A 15,108-nucleotide genomic window follows, 5' to 3' on the forward strand; every position below is an offset into this window, starting at 1 on the left:
GCCCAGCGACTTGGCGCCGATCGACTGATCAGCGCTGCATTCCTGAATTCCGGCGCGGATTACCGGACGAAGCCAACCGCCGCTTCTGCGCCGCCTTCCACACCCGCCAGCCCAGCAGCGCCGCGAGAATTCCCGCGTACAGCGCAGGCTCGCGCCAGTCGGATTTCACAATCCACCAGAAATGCAGCACCGCGAGCGCCGCGATCGCGTAGATCGCCTTGTGCAGCTGGCCCCACTTGCGCCCCAGCCGCCGCATCCAGCCCTTGGTCGACGTGATCGCGAGCGGCACCAGCAGCAGCCACGCGAGAAAGCCCACCGTGATGAACGGGCGGCGCGCGATCTCGGTCGCGACCTGGGACAGATCGCCGACCAGATCCAGCGCCAGCCAGACCCCGAAATGCAGGCTCGCATAGACGAATGCGTACAGCCCGAGCATGCGACGGAACCGCAGCGTCGCGGTCCAGCCGGTGATCTGGCGCAGCGGGGTGATGGCCAGCGTGATCAGCAGCAGCCGCAGCGCGCCGATGCCGAGCTCGTGTTCAATCGCCACCACCGGTTCGGCGCCGAGCACATCGACGTTCGCGCCGCCCAGTACCTGCCAGACGCGCCAGCCCAGCCAGGCCAGCGGCGCCAGACACAGCAGATGCACCAGCGTCTTGGCGCCAATGATCGCAGGCGGGGTCGCCGGCCGGGCCGGGCGTGGCGCGGGTGCGGCCTTCAGTACCACTTGCGCAGGTCCATGCCCGCGTAGAGCGAGGCCACCTGGTCGGCGTAGCCGTTGAAGGGCAGCGTATCGATGCGGTTGGCGCGTAGACGATTGACGGTGCCTGCGATGCGCCGCTCGGTCTTCTGGCTCCAGCGCGGATGATCGACCGCCGGATTGACGTTGCTGAAGAATCCGTACTCCGATGGCTGCAGATCGTTCCACGCGGTGCTGGGCATGCGTTCGACGAAGCGGATCGCGACGATCGACTTGATGCTCTTGAAGCCGTACTTCCACGGCACGACCAGTCGCAGTGGCGCACCGTTCTGCTGCGGCAACGCCTTGCCGTACAGACCGGTGGCGAGGAAGGCGAGCGGATGCATGGCCTCGTCGATACGCAGGCCCTCGCGGTAGGGCCAGTTGATCGAACGGAAGCGCAGGCCAGGCATCTGCTCGCGATCGGCGAGGGTGGTGAAGGCGACGTACTTCGCCTTGGCGTTCGGTTCGAACTTGCGTAGCACCGAAGCCAGCGGCACGCCGCTCCACGGAATCACCATCGACCAGCCCTCGACGCAGCGCAGGCGGTAGATGCGCTCCTCGTTCGCGACGCCGCGCAGCAGGTCTTCGAACGACACGCGACCCGGCTTGGCACATTCGCCGCCAACTTCGACTGTCCACGGCGAGGTGCGCAGCGTCTTCGCGGCGCTCGACGGATCGCCCTTGCCGGTGCCGAATTCGTAGAAGTTGTTGTAGCTGGTGATGTCTTCAAAGCGGGTCAGGGGCTCGTCGGTGCGGAACCCGCTGCGCGCCTGGGCGAGCGTGATTGGCGTGGTCGATGCCGGCGGCGGCTCGGCGTCGGCGCATCCCGCCAGCGACAGCGCGGGCGCGGCGGCCATCAACGCGAGCAGACGCCGCCGGTCTCGGTAGACGGTTTCGTCGGTGACTTCGGACTCCCTGATCCGCAACGCATCGCGCAATGACATGTGGGACTCCTCGGCGCGACGCGCCTGTTGTGGACCAGTGACATACGTTGCCAGCGCAACCATCGGATGCACGTCAAACTGTTGCGCTGCGGCATACTTGCCGGCCCCGAAATCCGTTCCGTGGAGTGTTCAATGGCGCGTGCGTACAACTTTGCCCCGGGACCGGCGGCCTTGCCTGAAAGCGTGCTGAAACAGGCGCAGGCGGACATGCTGGAGTGGGGAAGTGCCGGCGCGTCGATCGTCGAGATGAGCCACCGCGGACCGGAGTTCATGGAGGTCGCCACGCGCGCCGAAGCCGATCTTCGCACGCTGCTCGGCGTGCCCGACGACTATGCGGTGTTGTTCCTTCCGGGTGGCGCGACGACGGCACAGGCGCTCTTGCCGTTGAACTTCGCGAGCCAGGGCGACACCGTCGATTACGTCGTCACCGGCCACTGGGGCAAGACCGCACTCAAGCAGCTTACGCCGGCGGTCTCAGTGAACATCGCCGCCAGCGGCGAGGCCGACGGCTACCGCACGATTCCCGCGCGCGAATCCTGGCGGCTGACGCCCGGCGCGGCCTATGTGCACATCACCGCCAACGAGACCATCCACGGCGTCGAGTACCGCCCGGCCTGGGGCGAGCCCGCACCCGATACCGGCAACGTGCCGTTGTTCGCCGATTTCAGCTCCAGCATCGCGTCCGAGCCGATCGACATCTCCCGCTACGGCGTGATCTACGCCGGCGCGCAGAAGAATCTCGGGCCGGTCGGCATCTCGGTCGTCATCGTGCGCCGGGAACTGCTCGAGCGCGCCGGCCAGCCGCGCGCCGACATCTTCAATTACAGCTCGCAGCTTGCCAACGACTCAATGCTCAACACGCCGCCGACCTGGAACTGGTACGTGGCCGGCCTCGTGTTCCGCTGGATGCTCGATGAAGGCGGCACTGTGGAATTCAACCGTCGCAGTGACGAGAAGGCAGCGCTGCTCTACGGCGCGATCGACGGGTCCGGCGGCTTCTACCGCAACGACATCGATACCGCCGTGCGCTCGCGCATGAACGTGCCGTTCTTCCTTGCCGACGAGGCCCGCAATGCCGCGTTCCTCGACGGCGCGCGCGAAGCGGGACTGATCGGCCTCAAGGGCCACCGCGTGCTCGGCGGCATGCGCGCGTCCATCTACAACGCGATGCCGGTCGACGGTGTGCGCAGCCTCGTTGCCTACATGCAGGATTTCCAGAAGACCCATGGTTGATTCGAAGAAGAAGACCCCGGTAGCCGCACGGGCGAAGAAGCCGGCGGCTGCGAAGGTCGACGCGGTGAAAGCCGCGGCCACCGCAGGTGTCGCCAAGCCGGATCTCGACGCGGTGCGCGCGCAGATCGACGGCATCGACCATCAGATCCAGACCCTGATCGCCGAGCGCGCGCAGTTCGCGCGCCAGGTCGGCAAGGCCAAGGGCAAGCTCGCTGCAGCCGTCGACTATTACCGGCCCGAGCGCGAGGCGCAGGTGCTGCGCCGCGTGGTCGACCGCAACGACGGTCCGCTGTCGGACACCGAGCTCGTGCGTCTGTTCCGCGAGATCATGTCGGCGTGTCTCGCCCAGCAGGAACCGCTGAAGATCGGCTACCTCGGGCCAGAAGGCACGTTCTCGCAGCAGGCCGTGCACAAGCAGTTCGGCCATTCGGCCAAGGGCCTGCCGCTGGCGAGCATCGAGGAAGTGTTCGACGAGGTGGCGGCCGGCAATGCCGACTTCGGCGTCGTGCCGGTGGAGAACTCGGGGCAGGGCACGATCCAGTCGACGCTCGACATGTTCCTGACCTCGCCGCTGAAGATCTGCGGCGAAGTGGAACTGCGCGTGCACCAGTACCTGCTGTCGCGCACCGGTCGTATCGAGGACATCGAGCGCGTCTATTCGCACGGCCTGTCGCTGGCGCAGTGCAAGCAGTGGCTGCGCGAGAACCTGCCGGGCGTCGAAAAGCACGCGGTGGTCAGCAATGCCGAAGCCGTGCGTCGGGCGAAGAAGTCCGACGACGCCGCGGCGATCGCGGGCGAGAACGCGGCGCACGTCTACGGCATGCAGGTGCTGGCCGGCCCGATCGAGGACCGCAGCGACAACACCACGCGCTTCCTGGTGATCGGCCGCGGCGCGTTCCCGACATCGGGCAACGATCGCACTTCGCTGATGGTGTTCATCCGCGACCAGCCGGGCGCGCTGTACCGCATCCTCGAGCCGCTGGCGCGACGCGACATCAGCATGAACCGCATCGAGTCGCGGCCCGCACATGGTGCACTGTGGCAGTACGCGTTCTTCATCGAGGTCAACGGCCACGTCGACGAATCGCCGCTGAAGGACGCGCTCGGCGAGATCGACGCGTTCGCTGGCGAGGTGCGCGTGCTTGGCTCCTACCCGGTCGCCGTGCCGTGAGCGAGGCATCGTGGATCGCGGCACCGGGTGCGCCGTTGCGGGGCGAAGTGCGGGTGCCGGGCGACAAGTCGGTTTCGCACCGCGCGATCATGCTGGCCGCGCTCGCCGACGGCACGTCGCGCATCGAAGGCTTTCTTGAAGGCGAGGACGCGCGCGCGACCGAGGCGATCTTCCGTCGCCTCGGCGTGGCGATCGAAACGCCGGCGCCTGGTGTGCGCATCGTGCACGGCGTCGGTATCGATGGCCTGCGCGCGGCCGACGGTCCGCTTGACTGCGGCAATGCCGGCACCGGCATGCGCCTGATCGCCGGCCTGCTCGCGGGTCAGACTTTCGACAGCACGCTGGTAGGTGATGCGTCGCTGTCGAAGCGGCCGATGCGCCGTGTCACCGAGCCGCTGGCGACGATGGGCGCGCGCATCGACACCGGCGAAGGTGGCGTCCCGCCGCTGCAGGTGCATGGTGGCACCTCCCTGACCGGCATCGACTTCGACAACGTGCTCGCCAGCGCACAGGTGAAGTCCTGCCTGCTGCTCGCGGGTCTGTACGCCGATGGTGAGACCGTCGTGCACGAAGCCCGTCCGACGCGCGACTACACCGAGCGCATGCTCGCCGCGTTCGGCTGGCCGATTGAATTCGCGCCCGGAATCGCCCGCCTGCGCGGCGGGCATCGACTGCGCCCGACCGACGTCCGCGTGCCGGCGGATTTCTCGTCGGCCGCGTTCTTCCTGGTCGCGGCAAGCCTCGTGCCGGGTTCCGACTTGCTGCTGCGCCGCGTCGGTATGAATCCGCGGCGCACCGGTCTGCTGCACGTGCTGCGCCTGATGGGCGCCGACATCGTCGAATCCGATGCGGGCGAGGAGGGCGGTGAGCCAGTGGCCGACCTGCGCGTGCGCTACGCGCCGCTGCGCGGTATCGACGTGCCCGAGCAGCACGTGCCGGACATGATCGACGAATTTCCGGCGCTGTTCGTCGCCGCGGCCTGCGCAACGGGCGTGACCCGCGTGAGCGGCGCGCACGAGTTGCGGGTCAAGGAGTCGGACCGCATCGCGACCATGGCCGCGGGCCTGCGTGCGCTCGATGTCGCCATCGAGGAAGCGCCGGATGGCGCGACGATCACCGGGCGCGCGGATGGTTTCGGCGGCGGCCGCGTCGATAGCCATGGCGACCATCGCATCGCGATGTCGTTCGCGATTGCCGGCCAACGGTCACGCGGCGAAGTGGTCATTGACGACACCGCGAACGTCGCGACCTCATTCCCGGGATTCCTCGAGCTGGCGGAGACGGCCGGCTTCTCGTTGCGCACCGGCTGACCCGTAGGAGCGCGCTCGCGCGCGATGGGCTTTTGTGTGAGTCCCCATCTCACGCGTGCTTCCACAGAACGGCAGATCCAAACAGAAACGCCCGCATCCGGAGATGCGGGCGTTCTGCGTTCAGCGCGCTTCAAGATGGATGGATCAGCCCGCATCCTGCAGCGTGAAGTCGATCGGCACGCGGACCGTGCTCGCGGTCGGCTTGCCACCCTGGATCGCCGGTTCGAACTTCCAGTCACGCACGGCCTGCTGCGCGGCGCGATCGAGATCACGCGAGCCGCTGCGCTTCTCGACGGTCACGTCGGTGGCATTGCCATTCGCATCCACCTGCACCAGCAGGATCAGCGAACCTTCCTCGCGGCTGCGCGCGGCAGCAGGTGGATACGGGATTTCCGGCTGCGCGAGCGGACGTGCTTCGCGATCCGCCGGGCGTGCGGGCGCCGTGTCGGCGCGCGGTGTCGTGCGGGTGGCGGGCTCGCGCTCGGCAGGCGGGGCGGCCGGATCGTCGATGACCGGTGTCGGCGGCAGTTCGGCTGTGTCGGTCGTCCCGCGCTGGGTCAGCGCATACCAGCCGAGTGCGACGAGTACAACGAGCAGAAGAATCCAGACGAGCGGGCTCGAGCCCTTGCGCGGTGGGTCCTTGGGGGGCTGCTCCGGCGGGGGCGGATCGATGGGTCGCTGCATCGGGTCGTTCATGGCCGCACTCCTTCCTGAATGGGTGCGGCGAGCGTCCCACGCGGGATGTGGACGTGATGTGCACTCTGGAAGCGTGGCGGTCAGCCGCCTTCGGGCGCGAAGGAGAACGGAATCCGCAGCTCGCCGGCGACCGGCTGACCATCGCGTATGGCCGGCTCAAAACGCCAGCGGCGCACCGCGGAGATCGCTGCGCGATCGAGGCGACGGTGCTGACTGCTGCTGACGACATCGACCCCGTCGACGCGGCCATTCGCGCCGACCTTGACCAGCAACAGCACCTCGCCGCGTTCGCCACGCCGCATTGATGCACGCGGGTATTCGGGCTGCTGGGTGGAGACCGGGCGCGGCACGCTGGTCGGCAGATCGGCAGCCGCGGCCGTGACCGGCGGCGCAGGCACCTGCTCCATCGGCGGGCCCACGGGCGCGGGCGCCGTTGCGGCCTGGGGCACATGCGCGTCGATGCGCACCGGCGTGCGTGGGTCCTGGGGACTGGCGTAGTCGAAGCCCCGGTCGGCATTGCCGGCAGCGGGCAGTGGCGCGGGCAGTGGCGTCATTGCCCGGTCGCCGACCATTGCAGGCATGTCTTGGTCATCGTCGCTGATGTCCGTCGACGGGCGCGCCAGCCACAGCAGCGCGAACAACAGCACGCCTGCCACACAACCGCCGGCGACGAACCACCACGCGCGCCCGCTCGGCATCGCCTCGCGCAAGGTGCGGCGCAAGCGGACGGAAAATGGCGCGGAAGACGCGGACATGGCGGGCTCCTCGACGTGGCGCCGCATTCTTGCACACACCCTCGCGCTTGCTGTCCGGTGCGCGAACGCATCAGGCACGTGATGCAGAAATCCGGGCGATAATGCCGATTCCGTTACCGCCAAGCCGAAGCCCCGCCATGCTCGATCCCAGCCTCCTGCGCCAGCACGTCACCGATACCGCCGCGCGCCTGCGCGAAAGCCGCGGGTTCGAACTGCCGGTGTCCCGGATCGAATCGCTGGAGGCCGAGCGCAAGCAGATCCAGATGCGCACGCAGGAACTGCAGAACCTGCGCAATACGCGCAGCAAGGCGATCGGCCAGGCCAAGGCCAAGGGCGAGGACGTCGCGCCGCTGCTGGCCGAAGTCGCCGGCTTCGGCGACGAACTCAAGGCCAGCGAAGCGCGGCTGGTCGAGATCCAGGCCGACATCGAGGCGATCGTGCTCGGCGTGCCCAATCTGCCGGATGCCGGCGTGCCGGTAGGCCGCGACGAGTCCGACAACGTCGAGCAGTCGCGCTGGGGCACGCCGCGCGCATTCGACTTCGAGGTCCGCGACCACGTCGCGCTCGGCGAGCGGCACGGCTGGCTCGATGCCGAGACCGCGGCCAAGCTCAGCGGCGCACGTTTCACCGTATTGCGCGGCAAGCTCGCACGCCTGCATCGCGCGCTCGCGCAGTTCATGCTCGACCTGCATACCAATGCGCACGGCTACGAGGAAACCAGCGTGCCGTTGATCGTGAATCCCGAGAGCATGCTCGGCACCGGTCAGTTGCCGAAGTTCGAGGAAGATCTGTTTGCGCTGGAGGTCAATGAGGCGACGCGCTACCTCATTCCGACATCCGAGGTCTCACTGACCAATATCGTGCGCGATTCGATCATCGACGCCGAGCGCCTACCGCTGCGCATGGCTGCACATTCCTTGTGCTTCCGCGCGGAGGCCGGCAGCCATGGTCGCGACACGCGCGGCATGATCCGGCAGCACCAGTTCGAGAAGGTCGAGATGGTGTCGGTCACGACGCCCGACGACAGTGAGGCCGAACACCAGCGCATGACGCGATGCGCGGAGGTCGTGCTGGAGAAACTGGGCCTGCCGTACCGCCGGATGCTGTTGTGTGCCGGCGACATGGGATTCACCGCGCAGCGGACCTATGACCTGGAGGTCTGGCTGCCGTCGCAGAACACCTACCGCGAGATTTCCTCTTGCTCGAACTGCGGTGACTTCCAGGCGCGGCGCATGCAGGCCCGCTGGCGCGTCGCCGACGGCAAGCCGGCGCTGCTGCATACGCTCAACGGCTCGGGCGTCGCGGTCGGGCGGGCGCTGGTCGCGGTCATGGAGAACTACCAGCAGGCCGATGGTTCGATCGAGGTGCCTGAGGTGCTTCGACCCTATATGGGCGAGCTGTCTCGTATCGACTGATCGCCAAACGTCGAATCGTCCTATTTGGAACGAATGGCAGTGATAGGTGGCGTCTGTTGCAAAATTAGGATAAAGGTGCTGAGATACCGCGCATTGTTCCGATAGCGAGGCTGCCCCATGCAGGATCTCAATGATCTCTATTACTTCGCGATGGTGGTCGAGCACGGCGGTTTCGCCGCTGCCGAGCGTGCCCTCGGCATTCCGAAGTCGCGCCTGAGCCGTCGTATCAGCCAGCTGGAAACCGAGCTGGGTGTGCGTCTGCTGCAACGCTCGACGCGCCGCTTCGCGGTCACCGATGTCGGCCAGAGCGTATTCCGCCATGCACAGTCGATGCTGGCCGAGGCCACGGCTGCACGCGAGGTCGTCGATCGCCTCAGCGCCGAGCCGCGCGGCCTGGTACGTGTCAGCGTGCCGGTGAGCATCGCCCAGCAGTCCATTCCCAAGATGCTGCCCGAGTTCCTCGCGCGCTATCCGCAGGTGCGCGTGCAACTGCACGTCAGCAACCGCCGTGTCGATGTCATCAACGAAGGCTTCGATGTCGCGGTGCGCGTGCGCTCCAAGCTCGACGACGACGGCAGTCTGGTGATGCGCAGCTTTGGCCAGATCCAGGAACTGCTGGTTGCAAGCCCGGGCTACCTCGACCGCATGGGCCGTCCGAAGGACCCGGACGAACTCGACCAGCACACGACGATGAGCATGGGCGAGGACGAAGTGAAGCAGCGCTGGGACCTGCAGGCCAACGACGGCACCACACGCCGCATCGAGCTCAAACCACGCGTTGCGGGCTTCGATTTCCCGATGCTGATGGCGCTGGCCAAACAGGGTCTGGGCATCACGATGCTGCCCGAGACGCTGTGCGCTGAAGCTGTGCGCAACGGCGAGCTCGAAGTCGTGCTGCCTGACTGGCATCTGCCCCAGGGCATCGCCCACGCCGTGTTTGCCTCGCGCCGCGGACTGCTTCCGGCAGTGCGTGTGTTTATCGACTTCCTGGCCGAAAAACTGCCGCCGCTGATCGAGGCGTCGAGCCTCGACTGCCGCAACTGCGAGAAGAAGCCGATGCCCGGCGCCGTACCGCCGCCGCGTATCTCCACCGCCGCAGTGCGTGCGACAATGGCGTGACTCGCCACACTGCGCGTACACGCAGCGGTTGGCTCGCCAAGCGGTAGTTGGTTTCGCCGGCCCGGCGGCCTGAATGGTGGGCAGGGACACATCGGAGAGATGGCCGAGTGGTTTAAGGCAGCGGTCTTGAAAACCGCCGAAGGGTCAAACCTTCCGTGGGTTCGAATCCCACTCTCTCCGCCAATCCAGTTCCAATCCCGTGTTCGATCTCGAGTACCGCGCCGCGAAAGCCGCTACGTGGCGCGCGCGCTCAGTCCATGTTGCCGGGCGGCGCGAAGTCGAGGAACAGCGCCAAGTGCATCCGATATTGCGTCTGGAACGGAATGCCATCAGAACGACCTGCAGTTCGGGAAGCACGATTAAAGCGCATGAAACTGTTGTTTCTCGGGCTCGTTTTGATGGTCGCGCTCGCTGCCGGCGCAGTCTGGAACGAGAGGCGGCATGGCGAAGAGGTTGGCGATTTGGCGTACGTGGTGTCTGCAGTAGCGCTGGCCGGAATGCCGGCGCAGCCAACATCAGCACCTGACGTGAACCACCAGGGAAAGCCGGGCTGTCACGTCGCCCGCTACGCAGGGCACGCACCTGCGAGCCGCAGCCCGTGATCAGGTTCGAATGACAGCCTCACCAGAACCCATGGCAGTGGAGGCGAACATGGAATTCCTGCTCGCACGCGCGCTTGTGCTCGACCTTCTGAGAAATCCATCGACTGCCGAGTTCCGCCATGAGCGAACCCTGCAGGGTGGCGAGATCGTCTGCATGGAGGTCAATTCGGAGGATGGATTCGGCGGCGATGTCGGGTTCGCCCAAGCCGTGGTGATTTTGCGGCCCGACAAGGCGCCGGTGGTGTGGGTCGATAATGCGCGTCAGCATATCGCGCGCGCGGCGTGCGAGACGGCGTGAGCGTGACAAGGGTCCCGGCTTCCGGACGGGCAAGCGTTTCTGAGAGCCCGTCGAGCGCCTGATCCGCGCGTCAGCTTAAGGCGGATGGATCTTCGTAAGGCAGATGGGTCGCGCCTGCATCGCGCAATGCAGCTTCGGCACGCGCCAGCGTCTCGCCTTCGCCATCGATGACCACCAGCACGCGTCCCGCTTCGATCTCGCTCTCGAACTTCTGGCGGATTGGGTCGGGCAGGGACGCGCCGACCAGCGACGATGCCCAGGTGCCGACAGCAGCGCCACCGAGCGTCGTCAGGGCGACACCGGCCAATGTCAGGCCCAGCGGCGGCACCGCAACGGCGACCAATCCTGCGAGCAGCCCTGTCGCGCCCCCGATCCCGGCGCCCCGGACGGCTGCATGCTTGAAATCGGTCGGTGCCTCTTTCTGGTGCTCGGGTACCGTGTCGAGCTCAATATCGCCGCGCGCGACGAGCGAGATGTCCTCTTCGGTGATCCCAGCTTCGCGGACACCTCGAACGGCTGCCTCGGCGGCGGGCAGGGAAAACGTGCTGTAGACGCGACGGACTTTCATGGGCTGCTCCATGCCGGGTTGGCTGGGCAAGCTTCATTCAGCGTCTGTCAGGCGACCGTGAACCTCGTTTGGGTTCAGCCGATACCGATGCCGCCGCCCTTGCCCGACAGATGCTCGTAGAGGATGACGCTGCCGATCACGATGAGGATCAGCCCGCCGACGATTTCCGCACGCTTGCCGACGATCGCGCCGAGGGCGCGGCCGAGCATGATGCCGCTGGTGACCATGGCGAACGTGCAGATGCCGATAACGCTCGCGACCAGCAGGATATTGACTTCGAGAAATGCCAGCCCCACGCCGACCGCCATCGCGTCGACGCTGGTCGCAAACCCGGTCGCGGCGAGATTCCAGAACCCGTGCGGGCGTCCTTCGGCGCCGTCGCCAGCGTCTTCAGGTGCGTCGCGCCTGAATCCTGCGACGACCATGCGCGTGCCGAGAATGCCGAGCAGCACGAACGCGATCCAGTGGTCCCAAGCGGTCACATACGCCGCCGCAGCGAGGCCGAGTGCCCAGCCGATCACCGGCGTGACCCCCTCGATGACACCGAAGATCGCGCCCGCGCGCAATGCCTCGGTCAGGCGCGGGCGTTGCATCGCCGCGCCTTTGCCGATGGCGGCAGCGAATGCATCTGTGGACATGGCGAAGCCGATCAGGAAGATCGATAGTAGGGACATGCGTAACACTGCTTCGGGTCGGGCATGGACCATGCACAGCACACCGGCGCGCCCAACCACTGTTGCGCCGGTACACCGCTGGTCTCGCCAACCTGGACTGGTTGCCTGCACCACGATCGAGAGGATCGAGTGTGTTGATGCAGGCGCTTCCGCGATACGGAAGCCGGCTACTCCCCAAGGGGACGCGCATGCTAGCAGCGCGTTCCTGGCAACGCACACGTATAGCCGATGACATGATCGCGGGCCGCTGTCGGCCTCGGTTGTTTAGTGACGCAGGAGGTAGAACCCAGAACACACGCGTCGTCTGGTGAACCGCGAGTGCGTGCCCCGGCCATCTCGCTTGAGATACGCCGCATCGGCCCTATACTGCTCGGGTCAGAGCGACTTCTGACTCCCGGGGGTGCCCAGGCTTCGACGGGGGTTGCGAAATTGCCTGGTGCATGCCGAGGGGGCGACTTTCCTCGTTAATCCAGTAGCAAACTTTTAGTTGCCAACGACGACAACTACGCTCTCGCCGCTTAAGGCGTAAGCCCCGAACCTACTTGTGCCCGTGCTCGTAGATGTAGGGTCATTATCACGGAACCGGCTGTGATGGCTGCCTGTCAGTCACGGCTTAACCAAAGCAGGCTGGTCCTGGGGTGCGCTTCGCACACCGTGCTGCCACAGGACGAGATCTAACGGTGCGCTAAGCATGTAGTACCGGGGATGGAGTGCCTTCGGACGCGGGTTCGATTCCCGCCACCTCCACCATTTGTTGAAAACCGGGCCTTCGGGCCCGGTTTTTTTGGTCGATCCGGCCCGGCTCGTTATGCTGTCGTGATGGCCGCAGCCCAGCCGCACACCCGCAAACCCTCGACACGTCACCCGTTCCGCTGGGGGCTTCGCCGCAGTCATGTGCTGGCGGGTCTGGTGCTGCTCGGGTCGCTGTTGCTGGTCGCGCTCTATGCGCGCGGTGCAAGCGAGCGCGAGCGTCGGCTCGCCGAGGCGAGCTTCATCGCCGATGCCGACCGGCTTGCGGAAGCGGTCCGCCAGCGTCTGTTGCAATACGAACTCAGCCTGCGTGGCGGCGTGGCTTTGCACAGCGCAGCCGTGGAGACGCCGACTGCGAGACAGTGGCGCGGCTATGTCGACGGTCTCGATGTCCGCCGACAGCTGCCCGGCATGATGGGCCTGGGATATGTCGCGTATCTCGATCCGAAGTCGTTGGCCGAATTGCAGTTGCGCCAGCGTGCAGCCGGCGACGGCCTGTTCACGCTGACGCCGCGCGGCGTACGCCCCCATTACGGCGCAATTCTGTACTTCGAGCCAGAGATCGACTCCAGCCGGCTTGCGATCGGCTACGACCAGTACAGCGATCCGACGCGTCGCGCAGCGATGGACGCCGCCCGCGACAGCGGCGAGGTCCGGTTCAGCGCACCGGTGCGCCTGCGGCAGCAGGGCCGAGACGGACAGGCGGGCGTGTTGCTGTTTGCGGCGGTGTATCGCACCGCGCGTCTGCCGGCGTCGCAGGTCGGGCGCAGAAACGCGCTGGTCGGCTGGGTCTATGCGCCGTTCCGGACTGCAGAGTTCATCGACCGGTCGATGATTCCGGTCGAGCACAATCTGGCGTTCCGGATCGTCGATGTCACCGGCGGCGCCGAGATTCCAGTGCTTGCATCAGATGACTGGGTCGATGGCGATACGGCGGAAGGCGCGGGTGTGCTGCATACCGTGACCCAGCAACTCTACGGCCGCAGCTGGCGCTACGACTTCCAGCACATCGGCCCGTTGACGTCGGCGGGCATGCGCGAACTGCAGGCCACCCTCATTACCGGCGTTGTGGCCTCGCTCCTGCTGTTTGCCATGGTCATGACGCTGGCGCAGACCCAGTCGCGCGCCGAGACGCTCGCGCATCGGCTGAGCGATTCCTACCGCCGCAGCGAACAACGTTTTCGCAATGCCATGCAGTACTCGGCGATCGGCATGGTGCTGCTCGACCGCAACGGCGCGATTCTCGAAAGCAACCCGGCGATGGCGGAAATCGCGGGGGTCAGTCAGGCAGCACTGACCGGAACGTTGTTCAGCGGCTACTTCGCAGACGGGCACGACGATGTGTCGCGCACGCGCGAGATGGAAGCTCTGCGGGAGGGAGTGCACCGCAGCACGCGCCGTCTGCGTCGTCACGACGGCGATCTCCGCGAAGTGCATCTCGCTTCGACCCTGATGCCCGGTGACGATGGCAGTGATGTCGCGCGGCTGGTGCAGGTCGATGACGTGACCGAACGTCTGCGCGCGGAAGCGCAGGTACATGCCCTCAACCGGACGCTCGAGTCCCGCGTCGAGCGGCGCACGCGCGAGCTCACCCAGGCCAACCACGAACTCGAATCGTTCGCCTACATCGTCTCGCACGATCTGCGTGCACCGCTGCGCAGCATCGACGGATTCGGCCGGATTCTCGCTGAGCGTTATCACGCAGTCATTGATGCGCAGGGGCAGGATTACCTTGCGCGGGTGCGCAATGCCGCCGCGCGCATGGACGAACTGATCGACGCGCTGCTGAAGATGTCACGGATCAGCCGAGGCGAGTTCAAGCGCGCGCCGCTCGACCTCAGTCGTATGGCCAGCGATGTGCTGTCCGAACTGCGCCAGACCGATCCGGGTCGTGATGTCGCCGTGCGGGTCGCGCCCGGGCTGCGTGCGGAGGGCGATCCCGCGCTGGTGCGCAACCTGCTCGAAAATCTGCTCGGCAATGCATGGAAGTTCACCGCCAACACGGCACGCGCGACGATCGAGTTCGGTGTCGAGCCGGGTGAGGTGTTCTACGTCGCCGACAACGGGGCAGGGTTCAATGCCGAGTACGCCGGCAAGCTGTTCCGGCCGTTCCAGCGCCTGCACCGTGATGACGAGTTCAAGGGCCATGGCGTGGGCCTGGCCTCGGTGCGCCGCATCGTCGAGCGCCATGGCGGCACGATCGATGCGATCGGCCGTCCCGATGGCGGTGCGACGTTCCGCTTCACGCTGGCCCTGGTGGCGCAGCGCCGCTGAGGGTGCATCGCTCGCACCGGACGACGCAATGTGTCGTCAGGTACGGCGTCAGGCGTTCTTGTTGTGCGCGCGCATCGCGCGCTGCTTGTCTCGGGCCCAGTCCCGATCACGCGCGACGTCACGCTTGTCGTGGCTCTGCTTGCCCTTCGCCAGCACGACCTCGGCCTTGACCTTGTTGCCTTTCCAGTACAGCGAAGTAGGCACCACGGTGTAGCCGTCGCGCTGCACGCGGCCGATCAGTGTGTCGATCTCGCGCCGGTGCAGCAGCAGCTTGCGCGTGCGATGCGGATCGGCGATCACGTGCGACGAGGCCTGGCTGAGCGGTGTGATCTGCGCACCGATCAGGAACAACTCGTTGTTCAGCACCATCGCATAGCTTTCGCCGATGATCGCGCGGCCTGCGCGGATCGCCTTCAGCTCCCAGCCCTGCAGCGCCAGACCTGCTTCGAAGCGGTCTTCGAAGTAGTACTCGTGGCGCGCGCGCTTGTTCAGCGCGATGGTGCCGGTGCTGTTTGCCTTATCCTTGTCCTTGCCGCTTTTCTTGCTCATCCGTCCAT

15 protein-coding genes, 1 tRNA gene, 1 other RNA gene and 1 riboswitch are annotated in these 15,108 nt (G+C 66.4%); of the genes, 10 read left to right on the top strand and 7 right to left on the bottom strand.

The annotated features are described in order from the left end of the window. Window positions 1-28: 28 nt before the first annotated feature. Together J2W68_RS05720 and msrP are read right to left on the bottom strand one after the other, a co-directional pair. Entirely contained in the window at window positions 29-721 is a 693-nt protein-coding gene (locus J2W68_RS05720) for a sulfite oxidase heme-binding subunit YedZ (RefSeq protein WP_310233893.1), read from the bottom strand. Further along, a complete protein-coding gene (gene msrP / locus J2W68_RS05725; protein ID WP_310233532.1) occupies window positions 718-1,686 on the bottom strand; it encodes a protein-methionine-sulfoxide reductase catalytic subunit MsrP in 969 nt (322 codons plus the stop codon). The genes J2W68_RS05720 and msrP overlap by 4 nt, the downstream gene beginning before the upstream one ends. Window positions 1,687-1,818: 132 nt before the next feature. Here msrP and serC point away from each other — a divergent pair, with 132 nt between their 5' ends. Genes serC through aroA form a run of 3 tightly spaced genes read left to right on the top strand, consistent with a single transcriptional unit; the run spans window position 1,819 to window position 5,400 of the window. Further along, the gene (serC, locus tag J2W68_RS05730) at window positions 1,819-2,919 is read left to right on the top strand and encodes a phosphoserine transaminase (RefSeq protein ID WP_310233535.1); all 1,101 of its coding nucleotides are present in this window, start codon (window positions 1,819-1,821) and stop codon (window positions 2,917-2,919) included. Continuing rightward, the gene (gene pheA, locus J2W68_RS05735) at window positions 2,912-4,090 is read left to right on the top strand and encodes a prephenate dehydratase (RefSeq protein WP_310233536.1); all 1,179 of its coding nucleotides are present in this window, start codon (window positions 2,912-2,914) and stop codon (window positions 4,088-4,090) included. Before serC ends, pheA begins: the two co-directional genes overlap by 8 nt. Next, window positions 4,087-5,400, top strand: coding sequence for a 3-phosphoshikimate 1-carboxyvinyltransferase (aroA, locus tag J2W68_RS05740; RefSeq protein WP_310233537.1), 1,314 nt, complete (start codon window positions 4,087-4,089; stop codon window positions 5,398-5,400). Before pheA ends, aroA begins: the two co-directional genes overlap by 4 nt. 144 nt (window positions 5,401-5,544) lie before the next feature. Here the strand turns inward: aroA and J2W68_RS05745 are convergent, their stop codons facing one another. After that, window positions 5,545-6,096, bottom strand: a complete 552-nt coding sequence (locus J2W68_RS05745; RefSeq protein ID WP_310233538.1) for an energy transducer TonB — start codon at window positions 6,094-6,096, stop codon at window positions 5,545-5,547. Window positions 6,097-6,176: 80 nt separating this feature from the next. After that, window positions 6,177-6,851 (bottom strand): energy transducer TonB, encoded by a 675-nt coding sequence (locus J2W68_RS05750; protein ID WP_310233540.1) that lies wholly within the window; start codon window positions 6,849-6,851, stop codon window positions 6,177-6,179. Between the two features lie 137 nt (window positions 6,852-6,988). On the opposite strand from J2W68_RS05750, the gene serS reads away from it, so the two are divergent. From serS to J2W68_RS05775, 5 genes are all read left to right on the top strand, one after another. Further along, window positions 6,989-8,266, top strand: coding sequence for a serine--tRNA ligase (gene serS / locus J2W68_RS05755; RefSeq protein ID WP_310233542.1), 1,278 nt, complete (start codon window positions 6,989-6,991; stop codon window positions 8,264-8,266). Window positions 8,267-8,383: 117 nt separating this feature from the next. Continuing rightward, complete coding sequence (locus J2W68_RS05760) at window positions 8,384-9,385, top strand: LysR family transcriptional regulator (RefSeq protein ID WP_310233546.1); 1,002 nt, start codon at window positions 8,384-8,386, stop codon at window positions 9,383-9,385. Between the two features lie 93 nt (window positions 9,386-9,478). Next, window positions 9,479-9,568, top strand: a tRNA-Ser gene (locus J2W68_RS05765). A 185-nt stretch (window positions 9,569-9,753) separates the two neighbouring features. Further along, on the top strand, window positions 9,754-9,987 hold the full coding sequence (locus J2W68_RS05770; RefSeq protein WP_310233548.1) for a hypothetical protein: 234 nt from the start codon (window positions 9,754-9,756) through the stop codon (window positions 9,985-9,987). 49 nt (window positions 9,988-10,036) lie between these two features. Continuing rightward, a complete protein-coding gene (locus J2W68_RS05775; protein WP_310233550.1) occupies window positions 10,037-10,285 on the top strand; it encodes a hypothetical protein in 249 nt (82 codons plus the stop codon). A 70-nt stretch (window positions 10,286-10,355) separates the two neighbouring features. Here J2W68_RS05775 and J2W68_RS05780 read toward each other — a convergent pair whose 3' ends face one another. Together J2W68_RS05780 and mntP are read right to left on the bottom strand one after the other, a co-directional pair. Then, window positions 10,356-10,853: a hypothetical protein gene (locus J2W68_RS05780; protein ID WP_310233552.1), complete on the bottom strand. Its 498-nt coding sequence runs from the start codon at window positions 10,851-10,853 to the stop codon at window positions 10,356-10,358. Window positions 10,854-10,927: 74 nt separating this feature from the next. Next, the gene (mntP, locus tag J2W68_RS05785) at window positions 10,928-11,527 is read right to left on the bottom strand and encodes a manganese efflux pump MntP (RefSeq protein WP_310233553.1); all 600 of its coding nucleotides are present in this window, start codon (window positions 11,525-11,527) and stop codon (window positions 10,928-10,930) included. A 17-nt stretch (window positions 11,528-11,544) separates the two neighbouring features. After that, a riboswitch (yybP-ykoY riboswitch) is annotated at window positions 11,545-11,709 on the bottom strand. A gap of 214 nt (window positions 11,710-11,923) precedes the next feature. On the opposite strand from mntP, the gene ssrA reads away from it, so the two are divergent. Beyond that, window positions 11,924-12,277: a transfer-messenger RNA gene (gene ssrA / locus J2W68_RS05790) on the top strand. Window positions 12,278-12,346: 69 nt separating this feature from the next. Continuing rightward, window positions 12,347-14,551, top strand: a complete 2,205-nt coding sequence (locus tag J2W68_RS05795; protein ID WP_310233556.1) for a CHASE domain-containing protein — start codon at window positions 12,347-12,349, stop codon at window positions 14,549-14,551. A 48-nt stretch (window positions 14,552-14,599) separates the two neighbouring features. Here J2W68_RS05795 and smpB read toward each other — a convergent pair whose 3' ends face one another. After that, the gene (gene smpB, locus J2W68_RS05800; protein ID WP_232135454.1) at window positions 14,600-15,100 is read right to left on the bottom strand and encodes an SsrA-binding protein SmpB; all 501 of its coding nucleotides are present in this window, start codon (window positions 15,098-15,100) and stop codon (window positions 14,600-14,602) included. Window positions 15,101-15,108: the final 8 nt, after the last annotated feature.

Source organism: Luteimonas terrae, from assembly GCF_031457535.1.
Classification (GTDB): domain Bacteria; phylum Pseudomonadota; class Gammaproteobacteria; order Xanthomonadales; family Xanthomonadaceae; genus Luteimonas; species Luteimonas terrae_A.